This is a genomic window from Bradyrhizobium sp. CCGB20, from assembly GCF_024199855.1.
Classification (GTDB): domain Bacteria; phylum Pseudomonadota; class Alphaproteobacteria; order Rhizobiales; family Xanthobacteraceae; genus Bradyrhizobium.
This window is the reverse complement of record NZ_JANADN010000001.1, coordinates 5367176-5386180: the sequence shown is the minus strand read 5'-3', so window position 1 is coordinate 5386180 and position 19005 is coordinate 5367176. Positions and strand designations below refer to the sequence as shown.

Here is a 19005-nt window from a genome sequence, read left to right as displayed (position 1 = left end):
GGCTCCTCCTGCGCCCATTAGGAACCATTCATGGATGAACTGATGATGGACGGCTGGGCACCCGAGGGTGTCGCCGTTCCTCCCGCAACTCCCGTTGTGCAGCCCGATCTGCCGCAGCCCGAGGTGCAACCCGCGCCGTCGCCCGCGCCGCAGCCCGACGCTGTCGTGACGGCACCTGAGGTTGACCCGGCGCTCGCCAAGGGTCTCGAACAGCAGCCCGTCGTGGCGCAGCCCGATGCTCCGAAGGCAGCGAACGAGCAGCAGGCGATGCCTGTTGTGACGACCTCCGTGCAGGCCCTCACGCCATACCTGGCCCCCGGCAAGGACATCTCTCACATTAACGGAATGCAGGACACGTTGGCCGAACGGCTGACGCGGCTCATCTCCGAAGCCCCGCAGGAAATTCGCGACGGGCTCAAGATCAATTCTGGCTTCCGCTCCGTCGGGCGTCAGGCCCAAATCTATAAGGAAGCCGTGGCCAAGTACGGCTCCGAGGCAGAGGCCCGCAAGTGGGCTGCGCCTCCCGGCCGCTCCAACCACAATCACGGCTACGCTGCCGACCTCGGCTACGGCAATCCCGCCGTCTCCAAGTATGTGCACGACAACGCGGCCCGCTACGGGCTGGCGTTCCCCATGGCGCACGAGCCGTGGCACATCGAGACCGCTGAGGCTCGCTCTGGCGTGAAGCCGGTCACGGTCCCCTCGGACATCAAGGGCTACATCGAAGACGCTGCGCAGCGCGCTGGCGTCCCGGCGAACGTGCTCATGAACGTGGCGAAGCAGGAGAGCGACTTTGGCCGCAACACTGCCAACCCGAAGGGCTCCGCGAAGGGCCTCTTCCAGTTCGTCGATGGCACGTGGTCGGACATGATCACGAAGTCAGGCCCGATCTACGGTCTCGCCACCACGACGCCTGTCACCGATAATCGCGCCAACGCCTTCATGGCGGCCGAGTACATGCGCCAGAACAACGCGCTGTTCACGAAGCAGATGGGCCGCGCCCCGAAGGACGGTGAGATGTACATCTCGCACTTCATGGGCGGGCAGGGCGGCGTCAACTTCGTCAAGGCTTACGAGAGCCAGCCGACTGCCAACGCAGCCTCGCTCTTCCCCAAGGAAGCGAGCTACAACCGCAACATCTTCTATGAGAAGAACGGCACGCCTCTCAGCGTCGCTCAGGTCTACTCGAGGCTGTCGGCCATGGGCGAGGGCAACACCAAGTATGCCGACGCGCCCGGCATCGACTTCGGCGCACAGCGCACCCCGCAGGACTTCAAGCCTGCTCCCGCCGCTGCCACGCAGGGCGAGATCATGAGTGCCAACGAGCAGATGGCGAAGCGCGAACGCGAGATGCCTTGGTATCAGACCACGGCCGACGCGATCAGCCAGTCGTCGATCACGGCTCGGCTGTTGCAGAACAACCCGCACTTCACTCCCGACGCATCCTTCGTGATGACACCGGAGTTGCAGACCACGCTCCAGAAGCAGTACGGGCTCGCCCCCGAGATGATGCCCCGCTTCGAGAGCGCGGTGTCCGCCAACCATGCCACCTACATCGCCGAGCAGGCGCAGCGTGACCAAGTCGCGCAGCAGCACCTGTCGGACGCAGGGTGGACCGGCACGGCCCTCCAGCTCGCCACGACGTTGCTCGACCCGGTCTCTCTGGGTGTGGGCGTCGCGTCCGGCGGTCTGGGTGACTTGGCCGCTGTGACAATCGGCGCAGGCCGCGTAGGCCGCGTTGCCATGCAGGCAGGCGCGGGCGCTGCTGCGAACGTCGGGCTCGAACTCGGCGAACGTCGGCTCAACATGAGCGGCGAAGACAGCAGCCTCCTCATGACGGCGGCGGTCGGCGCGATGTTCGGCGGCTCCTATGGTCTCATCTCGCGCAACCCGGCGACGCTCGCCGAGGCGCAGAAGATGGCCAACCTCGGCCAGTCCATGAAGCAGCAGCTCGAAGGCACCAGCTCGCACACCAGCCCCAACTCGATGGGCGCTGCGGGCAACCCCAACGCCAACATGCCGTTCCTCAACGACAAGGCTTTCATCGCCACGCAGGACGCTGACGCGCCCTACACCGTGGACAAGATCGCTGGCGTGAAGGTCGGCCGCAGTGATGCGGTGGGCCAGCTCAAGACCACGAAGGATGCCAACACCCGCCTGATCGGCGGCGCGCTCGGCGAAGACGGCGTGGCCAACGCGGATGGACGCATCAACACCTTCTCGGCCTCCGAGGAGATGGAGCTGTTCCACCGCAAGGACATCGCGCAGCTCAACCAGATGTGGGCTCCGGCTGCATCGGAGTGGGCGAAGGACAACGGCTACAAGCTCGGTCGCCTCACGGGCGGCGCAGAGTTCAACGACCTCGTTACCTCCTTCATCCGCAACACGGACCCGACGCTCGACTGGCACCCCGCTGTGAAGCGGCTCGGTGACCACATCGCTCGCATGAACGAAGAGAAGCTCCTCGACGCGCAGAACCCGCTGCGTCGTGAAGGTCTCGTCGGTCGGCCTGTGAAGGGCTTCGAGGAGACGCCCACCAACAAGAACTACATGATGCGTATCTACGACGCACACAAGATCAACCAGCTCCTCGACGAGGCTGTGGCCCATGGCGTCGGCCAGCGCGGACTGGAGGCTTGGTTCAAGGGCGCGATGAAGTCGGCCCAGACGTGGATGGACGACGAGATACTGGACAAGATCGCCGAGGGCACCGTGAAGCGGTTGCGCAACAAGGCGAACGGTATCGACGAGGCGATGAACCTCATGCACTCCGGCTTCGATGTCGAGCACCTGAAGGACATCCTCCGTGACGTGGATGTGCCTGAGGAGCGCATCGACAAGCTGCTCGGCACCGTCCGCCTCAACGCAGAGACGGGCGCTGACGCTCGCGCGAAGCATCGTCTGTTGCTCGACGAGACGTTCACGCTGCGCGGCTACCGGACCTTCGACGGCTCCACCCGAGACCTGGCACTCAGTGACTTCACCGTCACCGATGCGAAGCTGCTCTCGGACATGTACTTCCGTCACATGAACGGGCGCATCGCGCTGGCTCGTGTGCGTGTGCAGAACCCGACGACTGGCGAGATGCTGATCAACGGCATCACCTCGGACAACGAGTGGGCGACCGTGAAGAACCAGCTCGTCAAGTCGATGGCCGACAGCAAGATGACGCCAGCCGAGATCAAGAAGGCGACTGCCAACCTCGACTTCCTCTACGACCGCACGCTTGGCCGCCCCGATCCGGCGCAGCAGGGCGAGTGGGCGTCGTGGCTGCGACGGGTGCGCAAGTTCAACTTCCTCCGGCAGGGCGGCTCCTTCGGTATGGCGCAGATACCCGAAATGGCGATGATCCCGGCGCAGCTCGGCATGAAGGCGTTCCTTCAGCACGTGCCTGCGTTCAAGCGCATCGTCACTGCGGATGGGCGCTCGATCCTCAACGACGGCCTCGCGGCCGAGTTGGAGGCTGCGTTCGGCGTCGGCACTGACCGGCTCCGTGGGATGCAGTTCTTCAAGAGCGACGAGTTCGGCTTCCACGAGACTGGCAAGCTGGGCAAGCTCGACAACGGCCTCGACTTCGCACAGATGGCGGTGGCTGAGGCGTCGGGCATGACAACCATCAACACGATGCTCCAGCGCACCACTGCGAAGGTGATCGCGCAGAAGTTCGCGGACATGGCGCTCGATCCGACTTCGGTCAACCTGAAGCGGATGGCATCCATCGGTCTCTCCGACAAGATGCTGAAGCGCATCACGCAGGAGGTGAACACCCACTTCACTAAGGAAGATGGGTTGCTGTTTAGCGGGAAGGTCACCCGCATGAACCTCGACAAGTGGACGGACCTCGAAGCCCGCGCGGCATTCGAGAACGCGCTGTTCCGCTGGTCGCGCCGGATCATCCAAGAGAACGACATCGGCAACATGCACCGCTGGTCCTCGGGCCCGCTGTGGCAGATGCTGTTCCAGTTCCGCACCTTCTCGATCAACGCTTGGAACAAGCAGTTCATGTTGAACATGCACATGCGCGACATGACCTCGTTCCACGTCATGACCTACTCGCTGCTCGCTGGCGCTGCCGCCTACGCGGCTCGCATGCAGCTTCAGGCGATTGGTCGCTCGGACAAGGAAGACTTCCTCGCGAAGCGCCTATCGCCCGAAAAGATGGCGCTGGGTGCATTCCAGAACACCGGCTGGTCCTCGCTGCTCCCGATGGCGACGGACACCGCAGCCTACCTCACTGGCAACAGCCCCGTGTTCGACGCACGAACCTCCGGCAACGCTTCGGACGTGATCTTCGGGTCGCCGACTATCGGCCTGATGGATGACTTCGCGAAGGCCGCCAAGGGCGTCGTGCAGCCGATCAAGGATGGCCGCCAGCGTTCGCAGATGGAGAGCAGGCAGATCGCCCGCGTCGCTCCGTTCCAGAACTGGATGCCAGCATCGGCGCTCCTCTCGACGATGATCTCGTCGCAGCCCGAGCGTCCGGCCAAGTAACAACACGCGGGGGAGGGCAACCTCCCTCGCACCTCAGAAAAGGACAATGGCAAGCTACGTTATCTATCCGGGTGACGGTGCACAGACCGACTTCGCTGTGCCCTTTCCCTACCTCTCGACTGACCACGTAAAGGTCTACGCCAGCGGCGTCGCAGTGACACCGGCTTGGCTCAACAGCGCACTCATCCGAGTGGCTCCCGCCGTCGCGTCTGGCTCCGTGCTGCTCATTGCCCGCGAGACCGTGAAGACCCCGATGACGGTCTTTGAGAACACCAACAACCTCACGGCCGAGAACCTGACGCTCGCGGAGACGCAGGCCCTGTTCATCGCCGAGGAGGCGAGCGACCGCGCCGAGCAATCGATCATCGTGAGCGAGGCAACCGGCCAGTACGACTTCGGCAATCGCCGCGCCACGAACGTCGCCGACCCGGTGAACGATCAGGACGCGGTCACGATGAAGTGGGCCACCACCGCCAACACCTCGGTGCTCGCGCAGACCATCGTGCAGGCGCAGAACGCGGCGGCTTCGGCTGCGCAGGCTGACACCGACGCTGGCTACGCTGCGGCCGAGCGGCTCACCATCAGCGGCTGGAAGGACACCATCAGCGGCTGGAAGGACACGATCAACGGTTGGTACACGGCCATTCAGGCTTGGTACAATTCGGTGAACACGTGGCAGGCTCAGGTCTCCGCTGACAAGAGCACCGTCGCCACCGACAAGGCTACGGTCGCGGCCGACAAGGCCACCGTTGCTGCGGACAAGGGCAGCGTCGCTACCGACAAGGGCATCGTTGCGGGCTACAAGTCCGACGCTGCCACCAGCGCCTCGAACGCTGCGACCTCGGCTGCTGCGGCTGCTGCCTCGGCGGCTTCGGTCGATGGCACCAACATCCTCACCAAGAGCGGCAACCTCAGTGGCCTCGCCGACTCGGCGGCTGCTCGCGTCAACCTGGGCCTCGGCAACATCGCGACCGCCAATGGCGTGGTGCTGGCCGACCTCCGCACCAACACGGGGCAGGGTGTCATCACGACCGATAAGGCGTGGTCGGCTGCTGGCTGGGTCGCCCTCGGAAACAGCGGCAGCGGCAACCTGAACATCGACTGCAACCTCGGCTCGCGCTTCACCGCCACGCTCACCGGCAACGTCACGGTCAACCTCCTCAACCCGAAGGACGGTCAGGCGGTCGAGATCGCGCTCGTGCAAGACGCCACGGGCGGACGAACGGTGAGCTGGAACAGCAACATCCGCTTCCCGAATGCGACCGCTCCGGTTGTCGCCACGGCAGCGAACGGATGGGCCGTCGTGTTCTCTGGCGTGTACGTGTCGAGCTATTCGCAGTGGCAGGGTAGCGGCTGGAAGGTCAGCTAATGTTCCTCCCGTTTCTCGTGAGGGGCCTGATCGGGGCCCCTCGACCTCCCGTCACTCCCGGCAATCAAAGCTGGGGCGTGGGAAGTCGCAGCGTTCTCATCCCACAGTACAACACGCTCACCATGCAGATTTGGGGGCCCGGTGGCGGTGGCGGCAACATGCTCGATACCGACACTTCCTCAGGCGCAAACGAACAGTGGGGCGGCACGGGCGGGCAGAGCTACTTCGCCGCGCCCAGCGTCACCCTCATTGCCAACGGTGGCACTGGCGGCGGCAACGGTAACTTCAATGTTCAACAGAACGGCGCCAACGGCTCGCCGGGGACTGCAAGCGGCGGCACAACTAACACCACTGGCGGCGGCAATGCTGGCGGCACTGGTGCCGGACCAATAGGCACCCCACCCGCATACGGCGGCAATGGTGGTCGCGGCGGCTACGTCGCACGCACGTGGAATTGGTACGACCCCGGCGCCCCCGTGCCCGGCTCCAGCTACACGCTCGTGTGCGGCAGCGGCGGCGCCCAGAGCCCCTTCTACGTCTACAACCCTCGGGCCACTGACGGCGCTGCCGCGTCGGCCACCTTGTCGTGGTCCTAAACGAAATCAATGGAGCAACAATGACCGCCTACGTGGTCGTCAAAGAAACCTCTGTCAACGTGTTCGAGGAGATCGCGGAGGGGGCATCGTTCCTCTTCAACGATGTCCTCCACCCGTGGCAGATCACTGAACTCTGGTCCGATGAGGAGCTGGAGTTGATCAACGTCTACCGCGTGCCTTGCGCAGTGGTCCCGGCCGATAAGCTGGTGACCGGATCGACGTTCATTCGCGATGCGAACGGCGATGTTCAACAGGTGCTCAACCTTGTTGACGCGCCGCCCGCGCCGGTCACACCCCGACAAATCCGCCTCGCGCTCACACAGATGGGCCTGCGGCAGGCAGTCGAGGACTACGTCAAGACGCAGGACATCAGCGTGCAGGACAGTTGGAATTACGCCACTGAGTTTCTGCGCGACAACGAACTGATCGTCGCCTGCGCGGGTGCGCTGGGCAAGACCGATGGGGACCTCGACGTGCTCTTCGGTCTCGCGCGGACGCTGTGAACCCGGTTGAGCAAGCAACGAATGCCACGGCGGTGGGAGCAATCTCACTGCCGTTCTGGCTACCTTCGTTGCACTCAGTCTCCGCCACCTGTGCTGAATGGGCTCCGGCCTTCGGTATCGGGTGGATCGTGATCCAAGTCGGCTTCAAGTTCTGGGACCGCTATCGCGGGCACCAAGAGTGAAGCTGCGTATTCGGCAAGTGGACGGCGACAAGAAGGCAGACCTTCTCAACCGCCTCCACGACGAATGCTTCGGCGATAGCGCTCCCAAGATCGAAACGAACTACGGCCACCACTGGGTGGTCTTCGACAAAACAGATCCTGTGGGCTTCGCCTGTCTCGTCCAATCCACACTCGCTCCCGACGTGGGCTACCTGAAGCGTGCCGGCGTTCTCGCCAAGTATCGCGGGCAGGGGCTCCAGAGGAAGCTGATCGCTGTCCGTGAAGCGCAGGCTCGGCGCAACGGATGGACGCAGATGATCACCGACACTGCATTCCACAACGTGCAGTCTTCCAACAATCTCATCCGTGCAGGCTACCGCTTGTTTGAGCCCGGCTGGCGCTGGGGTCTGACGACCGGCCTGTACTGGGTCAAGGACTTGTAATTGGCACAAGGCAAAGCGTCGGCGTCGCTGATGGAGATGCTTCACGGCATCCTCGCATCGGCTCTCGCTGACAAGATCAAAGACGGCACGGCCACTGCCGCAGACCTCTCCGTGGCCCGACAGTTTCTCAAGGACAACGGCATCGACGGCATCGCCACTGAGGCGAACCCGCTCGGTCAGCTCGCTGCCCAACTCCCCTTCACCGACACTGACGAAGAAGAAGAACACGAATGAACCCCGACACGATTGCTGTCGATAGCGCACTCGCGCTCTACAAGGCGGGCCTGCTCAACAGCACCGCACTCCGCTTCAACCTGAACACCGTGGTTGCTCTCGGTGACAGTCGCGTAGCGCAAATCCACGCCGACAGCGCGTACCAGAACAAGAACGCTCAGAACCACTTCACCATGGGCAACGCGCTCGCGGGCAACCGCGCCGTGCTCGTGAAGAACCTTGGCGTCTCCGGCGACCGCACCGACCAAATCCTGGCCCGCCTCAACGCGGCGCTCGCGACAGGTGCGAAGTGGCTCTACATCCACGCGGGCTGCAACGACATCGGCCAGCAGTATCCCTCGGCCACGACCTCGGGCATCACTGCGTGGACGAACATCAAGACGATGATCGACGCCGCCGTCGCTCGCGGCATGCACGTGATCTACGTGCTCGAACCCGGCGCTACCAACTTCAGCACGGCGATGATCGTGCAGTTGGCGATCCTGAACGAGAAGGCTCGCGAGTACGCGGAGACGTGCCCCGGCCTCGTCCTGTTCGATCTCCCGGCTGCGATCTGGGACCGGGGCAATGCCTCGTCTTCCGCCGTGACGATGATCACCTCGCTCGATGGCACGCACGAGAACCTCCCGAGCGCGTACTTGGGCGGCAAGGCGTTCGCCACGCTACTCACCGCGATCATGCCTCCGCGCCCGCACGGTGTCCAAAGCTCCATGGAGGTGCCCAGCATCTCGCTGGTGAACCTGCTGAACAACCCGATGTTCACCAACCAAGCTGGTGGTGCGCCGGGCACCGGGAGCACCGGCACCGTCTGCGGCTCGTGGAATGGCCAGCGCTCGGGCAACGCGAGCGGCGCGTTCTCTGTCGGCACGGCCAGTGATGGCTCGGGCCTCAAGGAGCAGATCATCCAGTGCACGTTCACTGCGCAGGGTGAAGAAGTCCGCCTCGTGCAGGACGTGGCCATGGCCAACTGGTCTCCCGGTGACATCTTGCAGGCTTCGGCTGAAGTCGTGGTGGACGCCGGTTCGAGCAACCTCGCTGGTGTGACTTGCTACGTGCAGGCCAACGGCACGGGCTCCCCTGATGGCAAGACCGCCGTCACCGCGATGGACGGCTACTGCGCCACCGCTGGGTGGGGCGCTGTCACCACCGAAGGCTACAAGGTCAACCTCCAGACCGAGAAGCTGCCGGTGCCCATGTACACGACGAAGAGCTGGGTGACCTGTCACCTGAAGGTCGTCGGCGCGGGCGCAGGCTCTGCGACCGTTCGCATCCGCCGCTTCGGCGCTCGCAAGCGCTACGCATAACTGAAAGGATCAATGACCAAGGCCACTAAGGCCCACCTGATGGGGACCAGCAGTCACACGGCTGCTGATCCTCTGAAGGCGGACTTCCGCAACTTCCTCTGGATGGTGTGGCAACACCTCGGGCTTCCGAAGCCCACGCCAGTCCAGTACGACATCGCGCAGTTTCTACAGAAGGGCCCACGCCGCTCCGTCATCGAAGCGTTCCGTGGCGTCGGCAAGAGCTGGGTCACCTCGGCCTTCGTCTGTTGGCTGCTCTACTGCAATCCCCAACTGAAGATCATGGTGGTCTCGGCGTCGAAGAACCGCGCCGACGACTTCAGCACCTTCACCCTGCGGCTCATCAACGACATCGAGCTGCTCAACTTCCTGCGGCCCCGCGACGATCAGCGCTCCTCGAAGATCGCGTTCGACGTTGGCCCGGCCAAGCCTGACCATTCGCCATCGGTGAAGTCGGTCGGCATCACCGGCCAGCTCACGGGCTCCCGCGCCGACTACATCATCGCCGACGACATCGAGGTCGTGGGCAACTCCGCAACGCAGGCGCTCCGCGACAAGCTGGGAGAGCTCGTGAAGGAGTTCGACGCGGTGCTCAAGCCGGGTGGTCGCGTGATCTACCTCGGCACTCCTCAGTGCGAGCAGTCGCTGTACAACAGCCTCCCGGAGCGTGGCTACGTGGTCCGCATCTGGCCAGCCAGGTATCCGACCGCCGACAAGCGCGAGAAGTACGGAGCCAAGCTGGCACCGTTCATCGCCAACATCCTCGACAAGCACCCGCACCTCGAAGGCCACTCGACGGACCCTGATCGGTTCTCTGACGAGGACCTGATGGAGCGCGAGATGTCCTACGGGCGCTCGGGCTTCGCCCTTCAATTCCAACTCGACACGAGCCTCTCCGATGCGGACAGATACCCTCTTAGGCTGCGCGATCTTGTCGTGCTTCCCCTTGATCCCCTACGTGCTCCGAGCGATCTGGCTTGGGCGGCGGGACCGGACCAAATCTTCGACGAGGTCCCAGCGGTCGGCCTGAACGGCGACCACTATCACCGGCCGATCTTCGTCTCGAAGGAGTACCTCGAATACGAGGGCTCGGTCATGTTCGTTGACCCCTCGGGTCGCGGCAAGGACGAGACCACCTACGCGGTCGTCAAGATGCTGCACGGTCGCCTGTTCCTCACGGACATCGGCGCGTTCCTCGGCGGCTACGACGAGAAGACCCTGACCAGCATCTGCATGGCGGCGCGGCGGCAGCACGTGAACCTGATCCTCTGCGAGCCCAACTACGGCGGCGGCATGTTCACCCAGCTCCTCGGCGCGGTCGCTATGAAGACCTATCCCGTCGAAGTGAAGGACGCTGAGTGGGCCAAGGTCCAGAAGGAGATGAGGATCATCGACACGCTGGAGCCCATCATGAACCAGCACAGGCTCGTGGTGTGCCCCTCAGTGATCGAGAAGGACTACAGGTCAACCGAGAGCTACACGGCCGAGAACCAGCAGGGCTACCGGCTGTTCTACCAGATGACCCGCATCACGCGGGACCGTGGTGCCCTGAAGCACGACGACCGTCTGGACGCCGTGGCGGGCGCTGTGGCGCACTGGGCCGAATACATGAACCGGGACATCGAGCAGGCCCACCTCCAGCACAAGGAGGCCCTGATCGACGCTGAGCTGGAGAAGTTCATGTCTCAGGTGATCGGCGGCCCCGACCGGTTCGGTGGCGGCGGTGAGCGGTTCGCCAGCTCGATCATGAGCGGCAGGCGGCGGTAGGGATGGGGAGTCAACTTGTCGCTGTGACAAAAGGACTCCTCGACCGCGCCCCTTGATACCCCGATAGGGAGTTCCGGTGTGCCGCTGGAGGGGCGGGGGAGTGATCTCTCGCCCCAACTCGGCAATTCGGAGGGCAAGTTGATTGTGTGAATATCGCGCATTTACCGATTGGGAAGGCTGTTGATTAATGCTGTATATCGCCTCTCGACGCCACACTCGAAATTTTGTCTCATTGCGAAGCGCGAATCACATCGCTGGACTTGGACCGGATCATGCCCCTGACATCGCTTGAACTTTGTGCCGGAGCCGGGGGGCAGGCGATTGGTCTTGAGAAGGCTGGCTACAGCCATTCGGCAGTCGTTGAGATCGACAAAGCCTGCTGTGACACTCTCCGGGCTAACCGGCCAAATTGGAGCGTGTTCGAGCAAGACATCAAGAAGTTCGACGGAAGGCCCTATAAGGGAATTGACCTGCTCGCAGCGGGACTTCCGTGCCCGCCCTTCTCCATCGCTGGGAAGCAACTCGGTCCTAAAGACGAACGGGACCTGTTTCCAGCCGCGCTTCGCCTGATTGACGAGACCCGGCCGCGAGCAGTGATGATCGAGAATGTGCGAGGCTTCCTTGAGGCCGCCTTCCAAGATTACCGGGAGAAGCTGAGAGATAGCCTCTACAGCATGGGCTACATCACGGCGTGGCGCATTCTGAATGCGTCTGATTTCGGTGTGCCCCAGCTTCGGCCACGGGTCGTCATCGTTGGTCTTAAGCGGGACATTTGGGACCGGTTCGACTGGCCGCAGGTCGCCCCGCAGAACCCGATTACGGTTGGTGAAACGCTCTACGACCTGATGTCTGCAAATGGCTGGCGGGGAGCATCGCGTTGGAGAGGGCTTGCCGACGATGTTGCGCCGACGCTGGTGGGTGGCTCGAAAAAGCATGGCGGACCTGACCTAGGCCCAACAAGGGCGAAACGTGCCTGGAAGTCATTGGGCGTCGATGGTATGGGCATCGCGGATCAGGCGCCCGGTCGGGATACGCCGGTTGACCATCTTCCACGTCTCACGGTTCCGATGGTGGCCCGGCTACAGGGCTTCCCGGATGACTGGAAGATCACGGGAAGAAAGACTGCGGCTTACCGGCAGATCGGCAACGCTTTCCCGCCTCCAGTGGCTGAAGCTGTAGCAGTGAAGATCAAGGAAGCCCTCACAACGAAGCGCCACGTCTTCAGGATGGCCGCAGCCTAGCCGTCACCCGAACGCGCCTTCTTATTTGTGCGCTCGTACTCTTTGATGATGAACTTGTGGTTGGCTGGGAGCGGCTTCCAGTCATCCAGAATGTACGCCGACTCGACCTTACCAGCGGATGTTTTGGTGCGCGTCGCTCTTATCTTCAGGTCTATGCCGGGATACCGGAGCTCTCGCAGTCGCTTTTGCCAATCCTCTTGGAAGTCATTGATGTTCGCTACGAACTGAAGCATCCACGATGGTACTGGCTTTCCCTTGTGAAGCCGGAGCATTTCCGAGATGCGCTCATACACGCTTTCGAGCGACACGATCTTCTGCATTTCGGATTGGTCAAAGCTGGCGAAGTAGTCCCGCTTGCCGCCGTTACATAACTGACAAATGGCCCAGAGATTATCCATCTCAGTTTTGCCGCCCCAGTTCCTCGGTATCTTGTGATCCGCTTGGAGCTTGATGCCATCGTCGGCGATCGTTCGGCCGCACATCTGGCACCGGCCATGAGCTGCATCGAGTACAGCCGCTCGCAATTTCGCGCTGATTCCCGCATCGTCTACAGGCGCGGTGCGCTCACCTTTGAAGACATACTTATCTTTCACGAGGGGTATGTCATACCGATAGCGGAGTTCGCGGACGCGCTTGTCGAGATGTTGCTGCACCCCTATGTCCTCGGGGAGGTGCTTGCGCAGTTCGTAGATCGTCAGACCGTCAGCGTGCTCCTTTAGAAGCTCGACGATCTTCTTATGGATGGTCCCAAGTTCTGGCCGCTTCTCTGCCATTCCCGCGCCGAATCACGTTTTCGATGCATAGGTTAGAGGTCCGCAACCAAGAGTCGAGTCCATGGACAAGCTGTCTCCTGAGCGGCGATCAGAGAACATGCGGCGAATTAAGAGCCAAGGCATGAAGCCGGAAATGGCCGTCCGCCGCATCGTGCATAGCTTAGGCTACCGCTATCGACTTCATCGAAAAGACTTACCGGGTCGCCCAGACCTAGTGTTCGGACCCAAGCGGAAAGTTATCTTCGTCCATGGCTGCTTCTGGCACGGACATGAGCGCGAGGGATGCTTGGACGCACGCCGTCCGAAATCGAACACCGGCTATTGGAATCCCAAGCTCACCCGAAACAAGGAGAGAGACGCTGAGCGGATCAAGCAGTTGGAGGCGTTAGGCTGGGAGGTTCTGGTTATCTGGGAATGTGAGACGAAGGACGAGACTAGCTTGCGAATTCGCCTGAACGCATTCCTGCGGCGAACTTGACAACTCCGTCACCTCCACCGAACAGTTTCCGCGGTCTCTTTGAAGCAGGCATGGGATGAAATACGATTACACTCAGATCACCAACATTCTTCAGCGCACGCTCGAATGGCTTGGCGAAGACCGCTTCTCTCAGATGCGCGTCACAGAACTCGAGAAAATCATCCGAGATCGGGAGACAGCGACACCTCTGCCGGGACGGTCCCAATTCAGAGCCGCTATTCACGAGTTTCGTGCGCGTCGCTGGCCTCAATCTGCACCACGCCGCAGATCGTAGACCAGCTCGATCATGGGCGGTCGGAGGAGGTGAGGCGGGCGATCCTACGGGGACCCAGCCAGACCTCAACGGAGATCTCTACCGGGTCCTCGCCAAACAGCTCGGCCGCCAGCTCGACGGCCTCCTCGTCGGTCTCACAGTCCAGCTCCTGAAGGTCCAGAACGTGGCCCCAGAAGTTCAGCCTGTAGGCCCGGTAGATCATTCGGGGAGCAGCAGGACCCGTGTGGCTCGCCTCAGCGCAGCCACCTCCAGCGCCCGCTCGCAGGCCGCCTTGAAGGCCATCTCCTCCTGCGGGGCGAGGATGTGGTCCTTGGCGGTCGCCAGCGGGGACACGATCTGGAACACCCAATAGCCCCGGCCGCTCGGCTTCCTGCCGTGCCGCCTGAAGAAGGGGCCGATGTCGATCCTGATCTCCTGTTCCATGCGGTTACTGCTGGTTACTGAATTAGGTTGCACTACAGCCCTAAGCCCCCCTCCCGGTTCCTATATAGGTACACTGAAGTGCACCTGAGCATTGGGTAAGATTAGTTCCCTATGACTGTGGGTGCCCCGGTGATCATCGACCCCCAGAAGATGACCTAGCTCTCTTTGCCTGTTTAGCCAGCATCTCGGTGCCGTGCATGATCAGCTCGGTCCCCAGCCCGACAAGCTCGACCGGCGTGAGCTGCGCGAGAGAAGTTCCGTCACCGCTTACAACCAGGAACCCACCGTCACCGCTCTCGATGTATCCCAACCCCTGTTCGTCCAGTTTGGTCAGGACACGACCGTGCAACTGCCGACGCTTAGGCATTCCCAGACCTCCAATGTCATCTGAAGAGGCCCCGAGAACTCGCTGTCGCTCGTCTCGGGGCATGTCAACTCCCCGAGCCCATTAGAGGCTCTCTGGGAGGCCCTACAGGTAACCCTACCTGACCTAGCGGGGCACCCGGAATAACGCATGGCTGGCTCCCGCTCGTAGACTATCGAGGCGCCTAGAGGGTCTCTGAAGGTAGACTGGCGAGAACCGTAGAGTTCCCCGGATAGTTGGCGGAAATCTCTGAAGGGCAGGCTCGAACCCTATCGGTCGCGCGATCCCCCGTGGCCCCCTCGATCCGATCGCGATCAGGCCCGACCGCTGGCCCATTGTCACCCGACCCTGTCACCACCATGGGCTAAGCCATTGATATCATTGGGGTCGCGCGGGATACGGTATCCGCTAGGTGCACATAGGGGGCGGGTTAGGTGCACGCGAGGTGCCACAACGTCGCGGCGTTCGCTTCTCTATCTTCCTATCAGTGTCTTTGCCTCGCCAGCCTAGCCCGCACCTTCAGCGCACCATCAGGGCACGGCAGGGCACGCGAGGGGCTGCATTGGCTGCACGTCACGGGCAACAGTAGCGCCGCGCCAACGGTGCACCATAGGGCACGCTAGGGGCGCATGAGGTGCCACGCGAGCGCACCTAACGCGATTGCGAGCATGCACCATGCTGTGATCCGGCCGCGCGTGTGCAGTCTCACCGGCCGCGCCATATCCCGCCAGCGTCATAGCGTCCGCCGTCCGCTCGCACCTTCGCATCATTCCACGCTATCAGCGCCGCGACGCATAGCGCCACCGCGACCACTCCAATCAGTTGTTTTGCCCTGTCTGACATGGCTGCACGCCTATCAACTCTCGAGCGGGGGCGCAAATAGTCGTGCGATCACAGCGGTTTACAAAATAATCGTAGAACCTAGAAAATAATAGTTGATCTATGATCATAGATTGACTATGTCTGTTGGCACCGGGGCGGCGCTGTTGTCGCCCTATCACCTGCCAAACGTAGAGGCTCTACAATGTCCAAGCTTGCTGCCAGCTATCCCGTCTCGAACAACTTCCGTCTGTTGTCGCCGAGCAACCCCAAGATCAATAAGGGCAGGGGCGCGGGTTATTGGACGTTCATTCTGCACCTGTCACCGGCCGCGCTGTCGGGCTTCAACACCTGTCCGATGGCCACTGCTGGCTGCAAGGCCGCATGCCTCAACACTGCTGGTCGCGGCGGCATCGCTGCTGGTCTCGGTATCCTGACCGCTGAAGACGTTGCTGCTGGCAAGCGCAACGCGATCCAGTCCGCTCGCATCCGCAAAACCAAGCTGTTCTTCACTGACCGGGCAAACTTCATGTCCGTGCTGGCGGCTGACATTGCCAAGGCGATCCGCGTCGCCAAGGCCAAGGGCTACGTGCCTGTCTTCCGCCTCAACGGAACGTCTGACATTCGCTGGGAAAGCGTGCCTGCTGGCGACCATGCCAACCTGATGGCGATGTTCCCTGACGTGCAGTTCTATGACTACACGAAGATCGCCAACCGCAAGAACGTGCCTGCGAACTACGCGCTGACCTTCTCGCTCGCCGATGGCAATGACAAGGCCGCTGCTGCCGCCCTCGCGAATGGCTTGAACGTCGCTGCTGTCTTCCGCTCGCAAGCCACCGTCGCCCGCGTTGAGGCTGAGGGCTTCATGGGCTTCCCCGTCTTCAATGGCGACGAAAGCGACCTTCGCTTCCTCGATCCGCGCAACCACGTGATTGCCCTCTACGCCAAGGGCAACGCGAAGCGGGACACCTCCGGCTTTATTCGTGACTGATCACCTTCCAAACGTAGACAGAAACCAATCGTAGAGAGGCACTAATGGCATTCCGTAAGAACAACGCAAACACCAACACGGCAGGCGTCGGCCTGACCAGCGGCTGCATGCACACCTTCGACAAGCTTCCGAAGGCTGTCCGCAGGGCCCTCGCTGAGGCCGATCACAACTGGTCGGGCGAACAACTCTACACCGCGTGGAAGCGTCGCAAGCTGCCCGGCCTGCGCAACAGCGAGGACATGATCCGCGCCATTCGCGAGAACGACGCCAAGGTGCACTTCAAGACTGCCACCGAGACCAGCGGCATCATGCCGGGCCAGCGCGGGCTGGGGGTCTGAGCAATGGTCGCAATGTCATTCGAGCGCATCAGCACCAAGCGTGCACCCAAGCCGCGCCGCGTCGCCAACCTCGAAAGCATCGTCAGTGTCGCGCTCGCTGTCGCGTTCATGGTCGCAGGCGCTGCCGTCGCCCTCATGGCTCGGGGGCACTGATGCAGAGCTGGCAAGAATGGATCGACTACGCCACCGGCAAGGGCTGGAAGGTCGCATGGCGCGAAGCCGTCGAGGGCTACGTGATCATCACGCCTAAGGCGTTCCGCCGTCCCTCTGAAGAGCTGGGACACTACACCGAGGAGCGCGCTGCGTGGCGCGCTGCTGCGAACCTCTGCCGCCTGCGTGGCGAGTAGCGAGACCACATCCGAGGGGCACAGCGCTGCCCCTCCAGTGTGTTCTGCGTGCTCCCTGTCATCTCCACCTGAGGCTATCGAAATGCATCTTCGCTATGATCCGCTCGCCGAGACCGTCATGTCTGGCGCTACCAGCATTCACGATGTCGCGCAGCGCGATCTCGACTTCATCCGCCGTCGCATGCGCTCCATCTGCCGCGCTTGGGATCACCAGCGCCGCTACGTGCTGCGCATGCCCGATGAGATGCGCGTGGCCCAACACTTCAACCCGAACCGCATGCCGTCGATGTTTCGCCATCGCACGTGCGAGGTCGAGCTGGTCCGCATGCCTCGCGCCGAACGCTTCCCGCGCTTCAGTGACCGCCGCAGGGCCGAGGAGAAGGCTATGCGGATGATGATGGCCTACAACGTCGGCGACGTGCGTCTGGCGATGGGCAACATGGCGAAGATGGCCGGGATCAATCCCGATGTGATCATTCGCAACCCGGTTCGCATGCCGCCGCTCGATGCACCGAAGCCCACACCGAGGGCCAGGGCGAAAAGTGTCACGTGGGAGACGGGCGAGGAGTTCGTCGGCCGTCTGATCAAGCGCGGCTATCGCGTGCTCGGGGCAGGGGCCTACTCCACGGTGCTCGCCAAGGGCAACAGCAAGCGCGTGATCAAGGTCAACCGCAAGCCCGATAGCTGGCTCGACTACGTGATCTGGGCAGCGAAGAACAACCACATGGGGAAGAACGCGCCCATGGTCTACAGCTTCCGCCGCTTCAACGAGGGCACCTCGGACGAGTTCTACGTGGCTGTGGTCGAGCGCATGAAGTCCACCGTCAGCGAGCTGCCCTATGGCGAGCAGCGCGCCTCCCGGCTGTTCGGCCACCTCACGGCAGGCATGTACGGCAGGGTTGGAAGCGAGCACGACGCTCTCGCGGCCGACGACATGCAGCCTGGCTCGCTGCGTTTCGCGATCCAGTTCAAGCTCGCCTTCCGCTCCGACCTCGATCTCCACGCGGGCAACTTCATGGTGCGCGATGACGGCACCGTGGCGTGCACCGATCCGCTGTGCGGCGATGCCTCCGGCACTGCACCGTCTCGCTGGCGCCATTCGTCCGCGCGTCTTGCTGTCTGATCACCTTCAGAACATAGAAAGTCTACGTATGACACGTCGCGTTTTCATCAGCCCCAAGTCGGCCCGCAGAGCGGGTCGCAAGGCGTGCGAGGGCAGGGCACTGCGGTTCAAGGTCGAGCCCCACTTCGTCTTCAACAGGGACGGCTCGGTCGATCAGGGCTTCGTGGTTTCGCTCTGGTCGCACATCGGCATCCTCCACAAGGGCTTCGTGCGCCAATGAGCTATGAACAGGCACTGACCTTGCTCGGCCGGGCACCTGCATGGGAGTTACAGGCCATCATCGAGCGCCAGCCTCGCGGGTCTCGCTACGTGCGGGCGGCTATGGTGCTCCTCAGGATGGCCCACAGCTAATCTTCTGGTTTTGCGAATCTTCGCTTGACCCGAAATCTTGTTCACGTTAGGTTCTCATCCAGAAGTCGGGGAGAACCTTACGTGAGGCTTACAGGCAACACCCAAGCGGCATGCGGTCACATCCGTATATCCACGGTGTTGTCACCTTCCAATCGTAGGACTATCCACTGTGTTGCTGGTCAGAAACACTGCCCAGCCACGATCAAGAATAAAGGGGGGCTTGGCGGCTTCACCCCTGAGAATGGCGGTAACTGGGCTATGAGAGAGTTGTTTGGGGTTGTTGCGCTTCCGACTGAGGTTGAGCCGGATGAACTGATCTCGCCGGATGTCCCGGCCGGATACGAGACGGTCGCCGGGTGGTGGGCGACGAGGGAGGAGGCAGCGCTGGAGATGTTGAGCGATCCCATCGCCACCCTCTTCGCCGACGAGGAGCAGATCATCACCATCGCCGACACGCGCGGCATCTTGTGGAAGTGGTGCACGGCACCGGCAGCGTTTCAGCGGATGGGCTTCACGGTGTCGAAGTCGTTTCCTGTGGAATTGATGCAGCAATTCTATCCGCTGAACCCATAAGAGGGGAACGTTCGATCCCTAGATGGAATATGATTGAAGAGAGGG

General features: G+C 62.2%; 21 protein-coding genes. 18 read left to right on the top strand and 3 right to left on the bottom strand.

The window, feature by feature from the left end:
* Positions 1-30 precede the first annotated feature (30 nt).
* From NLM15_RS25020 to NLM15_RS24980, 9 genes are all read left to right on the top strand, one after another.
* Positions 31-4491 carry a D-alanyl-D-alanine carboxypeptidase family protein gene (locus tag NLM15_RS25020; RefSeq protein WP_254120109.1) on the top strand — a complete coding sequence of 1487 codons (4461 nt, stop codon included), beginning with the start codon at positions 31-33 and terminating at the stop codon, positions 4489-4491.
* 46 nt (positions 4492-4537) lie between these two features.
* The gene (locus NLM15_RS25015) at positions 4538-5860 is read left to right on the top strand and encodes a phage tail fiber protein (protein ID WP_254120108.1); all 1323 of its coding nucleotides are present in this window, start codon (positions 4538-4540) and stop codon (positions 5858-5860) included.
* Positions 5861-6018: 158 nt separating this feature from the next.
* Complete coding sequence (locus NLM15_RS25010; protein ID WP_254120107.1) at positions 6019-6456, top strand: hypothetical protein; 438 nt, start codon at positions 6019-6021, stop codon at positions 6454-6456.
* A 20-nt stretch (positions 6457-6476) separates the two neighbouring features.
* Positions 6477-6959, top strand: coding sequence for a hypothetical protein (locus tag NLM15_RS25005; protein WP_254120105.1), 483 nt, complete (start codon positions 6477-6479; stop codon positions 6957-6959).
* 178 nt (positions 6960-7137) lie between these two features.
* Positions 7138-7563: a GNAT family N-acetyltransferase gene (locus tag NLM15_RS25000; RefSeq protein WP_254120104.1), complete on the top strand. Its 426-nt coding sequence runs from the start codon at positions 7138-7140 to the stop codon at positions 7561-7563.
* On the top strand, positions 7564-7797 hold the full coding sequence (locus NLM15_RS24995; RefSeq protein ID WP_254120102.1) for a hypothetical protein: 234 nt from the start codon (positions 7564-7566) through the stop codon (positions 7795-7797). It abuts the gene before it with no gap.
* Positions 7794-9101 carry an SGNH/GDSL hydrolase family protein gene (locus tag NLM15_RS24990; RefSeq protein WP_254120100.1) on the top strand — a complete coding sequence of 436 codons (1308 nt, stop codon included), beginning with the start codon at positions 7794-7796 and terminating at the stop codon, positions 9099-9101. Before NLM15_RS24995 ends, NLM15_RS24990 begins: the two co-directional genes overlap by 4 nt.
* A 12-nt stretch (positions 9102-9113) precedes the next feature.
* Complete coding sequence (gene terL / locus NLM15_RS24985) at positions 9114-10865, top strand: phage terminase large subunit (RefSeq protein ID WP_254120098.1); 1752 nt, start codon at positions 9114-9116, stop codon at positions 10863-10865.
* Positions 10866-11137: 272 nt separating this feature from the next.
* Complete coding sequence (locus NLM15_RS24980) at positions 11138-12106, top strand: DNA cytosine methyltransferase (RefSeq protein WP_254120097.1); 969 nt, start codon at positions 11138-11140, stop codon at positions 12104-12106.
* Here NLM15_RS24980 and NLM15_RS24975 read toward each other — a convergent pair.
* The gene (locus tag NLM15_RS24975; RefSeq protein WP_254120095.1) at positions 12103-12879 is read right to left on the bottom strand and encodes an HNH endonuclease; all 777 of its coding nucleotides are present in this window, start codon (positions 12877-12879) and stop codon (positions 12103-12105) included. The genes NLM15_RS24980 and NLM15_RS24975 overlap by 4 nt on opposite strands.
* Before the next feature lie 61 nt (positions 12880-12940).
* Between NLM15_RS24975 and NLM15_RS24970 the strand changes: the two genes are divergently transcribed.
* The gene (locus NLM15_RS24970; RefSeq protein ID WP_254120094.1) at positions 12941-13357 is read left to right on the top strand and encodes a very short patch repair endonuclease; all 417 of its coding nucleotides are present in this window, start codon (positions 12941-12943) and stop codon (positions 13355-13357) included.
* Positions 13358-13641: 284 nt separating this feature from the next.
* Here NLM15_RS24970 and NLM15_RS24965 read toward each other — a convergent pair whose 3' ends face one another.
* Positions 13642-13833: a hypothetical protein gene (locus NLM15_RS24965; protein ID WP_254120093.1), complete on the bottom strand. Its 192-nt coding sequence runs from the start codon at positions 13831-13833 to the stop codon at positions 13642-13644.
* Entirely contained in the window at positions 13830-14054 is a 225-nt protein-coding gene (locus tag NLM15_RS24960; RefSeq protein WP_254120092.1) for a hypothetical protein, read from the bottom strand. The genes NLM15_RS24965 and NLM15_RS24960 overlap by 4 nt, the downstream gene beginning before the upstream one ends.
* 193 nt (positions 14055-14247) lie before the next feature.
* Between NLM15_RS24960 and NLM15_RS24955 the strand changes: the two genes are divergently transcribed.
* The 8 genes from NLM15_RS24955 to NLM15_RS24920 all read left to right on the top strand — a co-directional run bounded on the left by NLM15_RS24955 (position 14248) and on the right by NLM15_RS24920 (position 18960).
* On the top strand, positions 14248-14445 hold the full coding sequence (locus NLM15_RS24955; RefSeq protein WP_254120091.1) for a hypothetical protein: 198 nt from the start codon (positions 14248-14250) through the stop codon (positions 14443-14445).
* A 997-nt stretch (positions 14446-15442) separates the two neighbouring features.
* Entirely contained in the window at positions 15443-16228 is a 786-nt protein-coding gene (locus tag NLM15_RS24950) for a hypothetical protein (protein WP_254120090.1), read from the top strand.
* A gap of 44 nt (positions 16229-16272) precedes the next feature.
* Positions 16273-16566, top strand: a complete 294-nt coding sequence (locus tag NLM15_RS24945; RefSeq protein WP_254120089.1) for a DUF6525 family protein — start codon at positions 16273-16275, stop codon at positions 16564-16566.
* Positions 16567-16569: 3 nt separating this feature from the next.
* The gene (locus NLM15_RS24940; RefSeq protein ID WP_254120088.1) at positions 16570-16719 is read left to right on the top strand and encodes a hypothetical protein; all 150 of its coding nucleotides are present in this window, start codon (positions 16570-16572) and stop codon (positions 16717-16719) included.
* The gene (locus NLM15_RS24935; protein ID WP_254120087.1) at positions 16719-16913 is read left to right on the top strand and encodes a hypothetical protein; all 195 of its coding nucleotides are present in this window, start codon (positions 16719-16721) and stop codon (positions 16911-16913) included. Before NLM15_RS24940 ends, NLM15_RS24935 begins: the two co-directional genes overlap by 1 nt.
* A gap of 82 nt (positions 16914-16995) precedes the next feature.
* Positions 16996-18036 (top strand): hypothetical protein, encoded by a 1041-nt coding sequence (locus NLM15_RS24930; protein ID WP_254120086.1) that lies wholly within the window; start codon positions 16996-16998, stop codon positions 18034-18036.
* 28 nt (positions 18037-18064) lie between these two features.
* Complete coding sequence (locus NLM15_RS24925) at positions 18065-18256, top strand: hypothetical protein (RefSeq protein WP_254120085.1); 192 nt, start codon at positions 18065-18067, stop codon at positions 18254-18256.
* Between the two features lie 389 nt (positions 18257-18645).
* Positions 18646-18960, top strand: a complete 315-nt coding sequence (locus NLM15_RS24920; RefSeq protein WP_254120084.1) for a hypothetical protein — start codon at positions 18646-18648, stop codon at positions 18958-18960.
* Positions 18961-19005 lie beyond the last annotated feature (45 nt).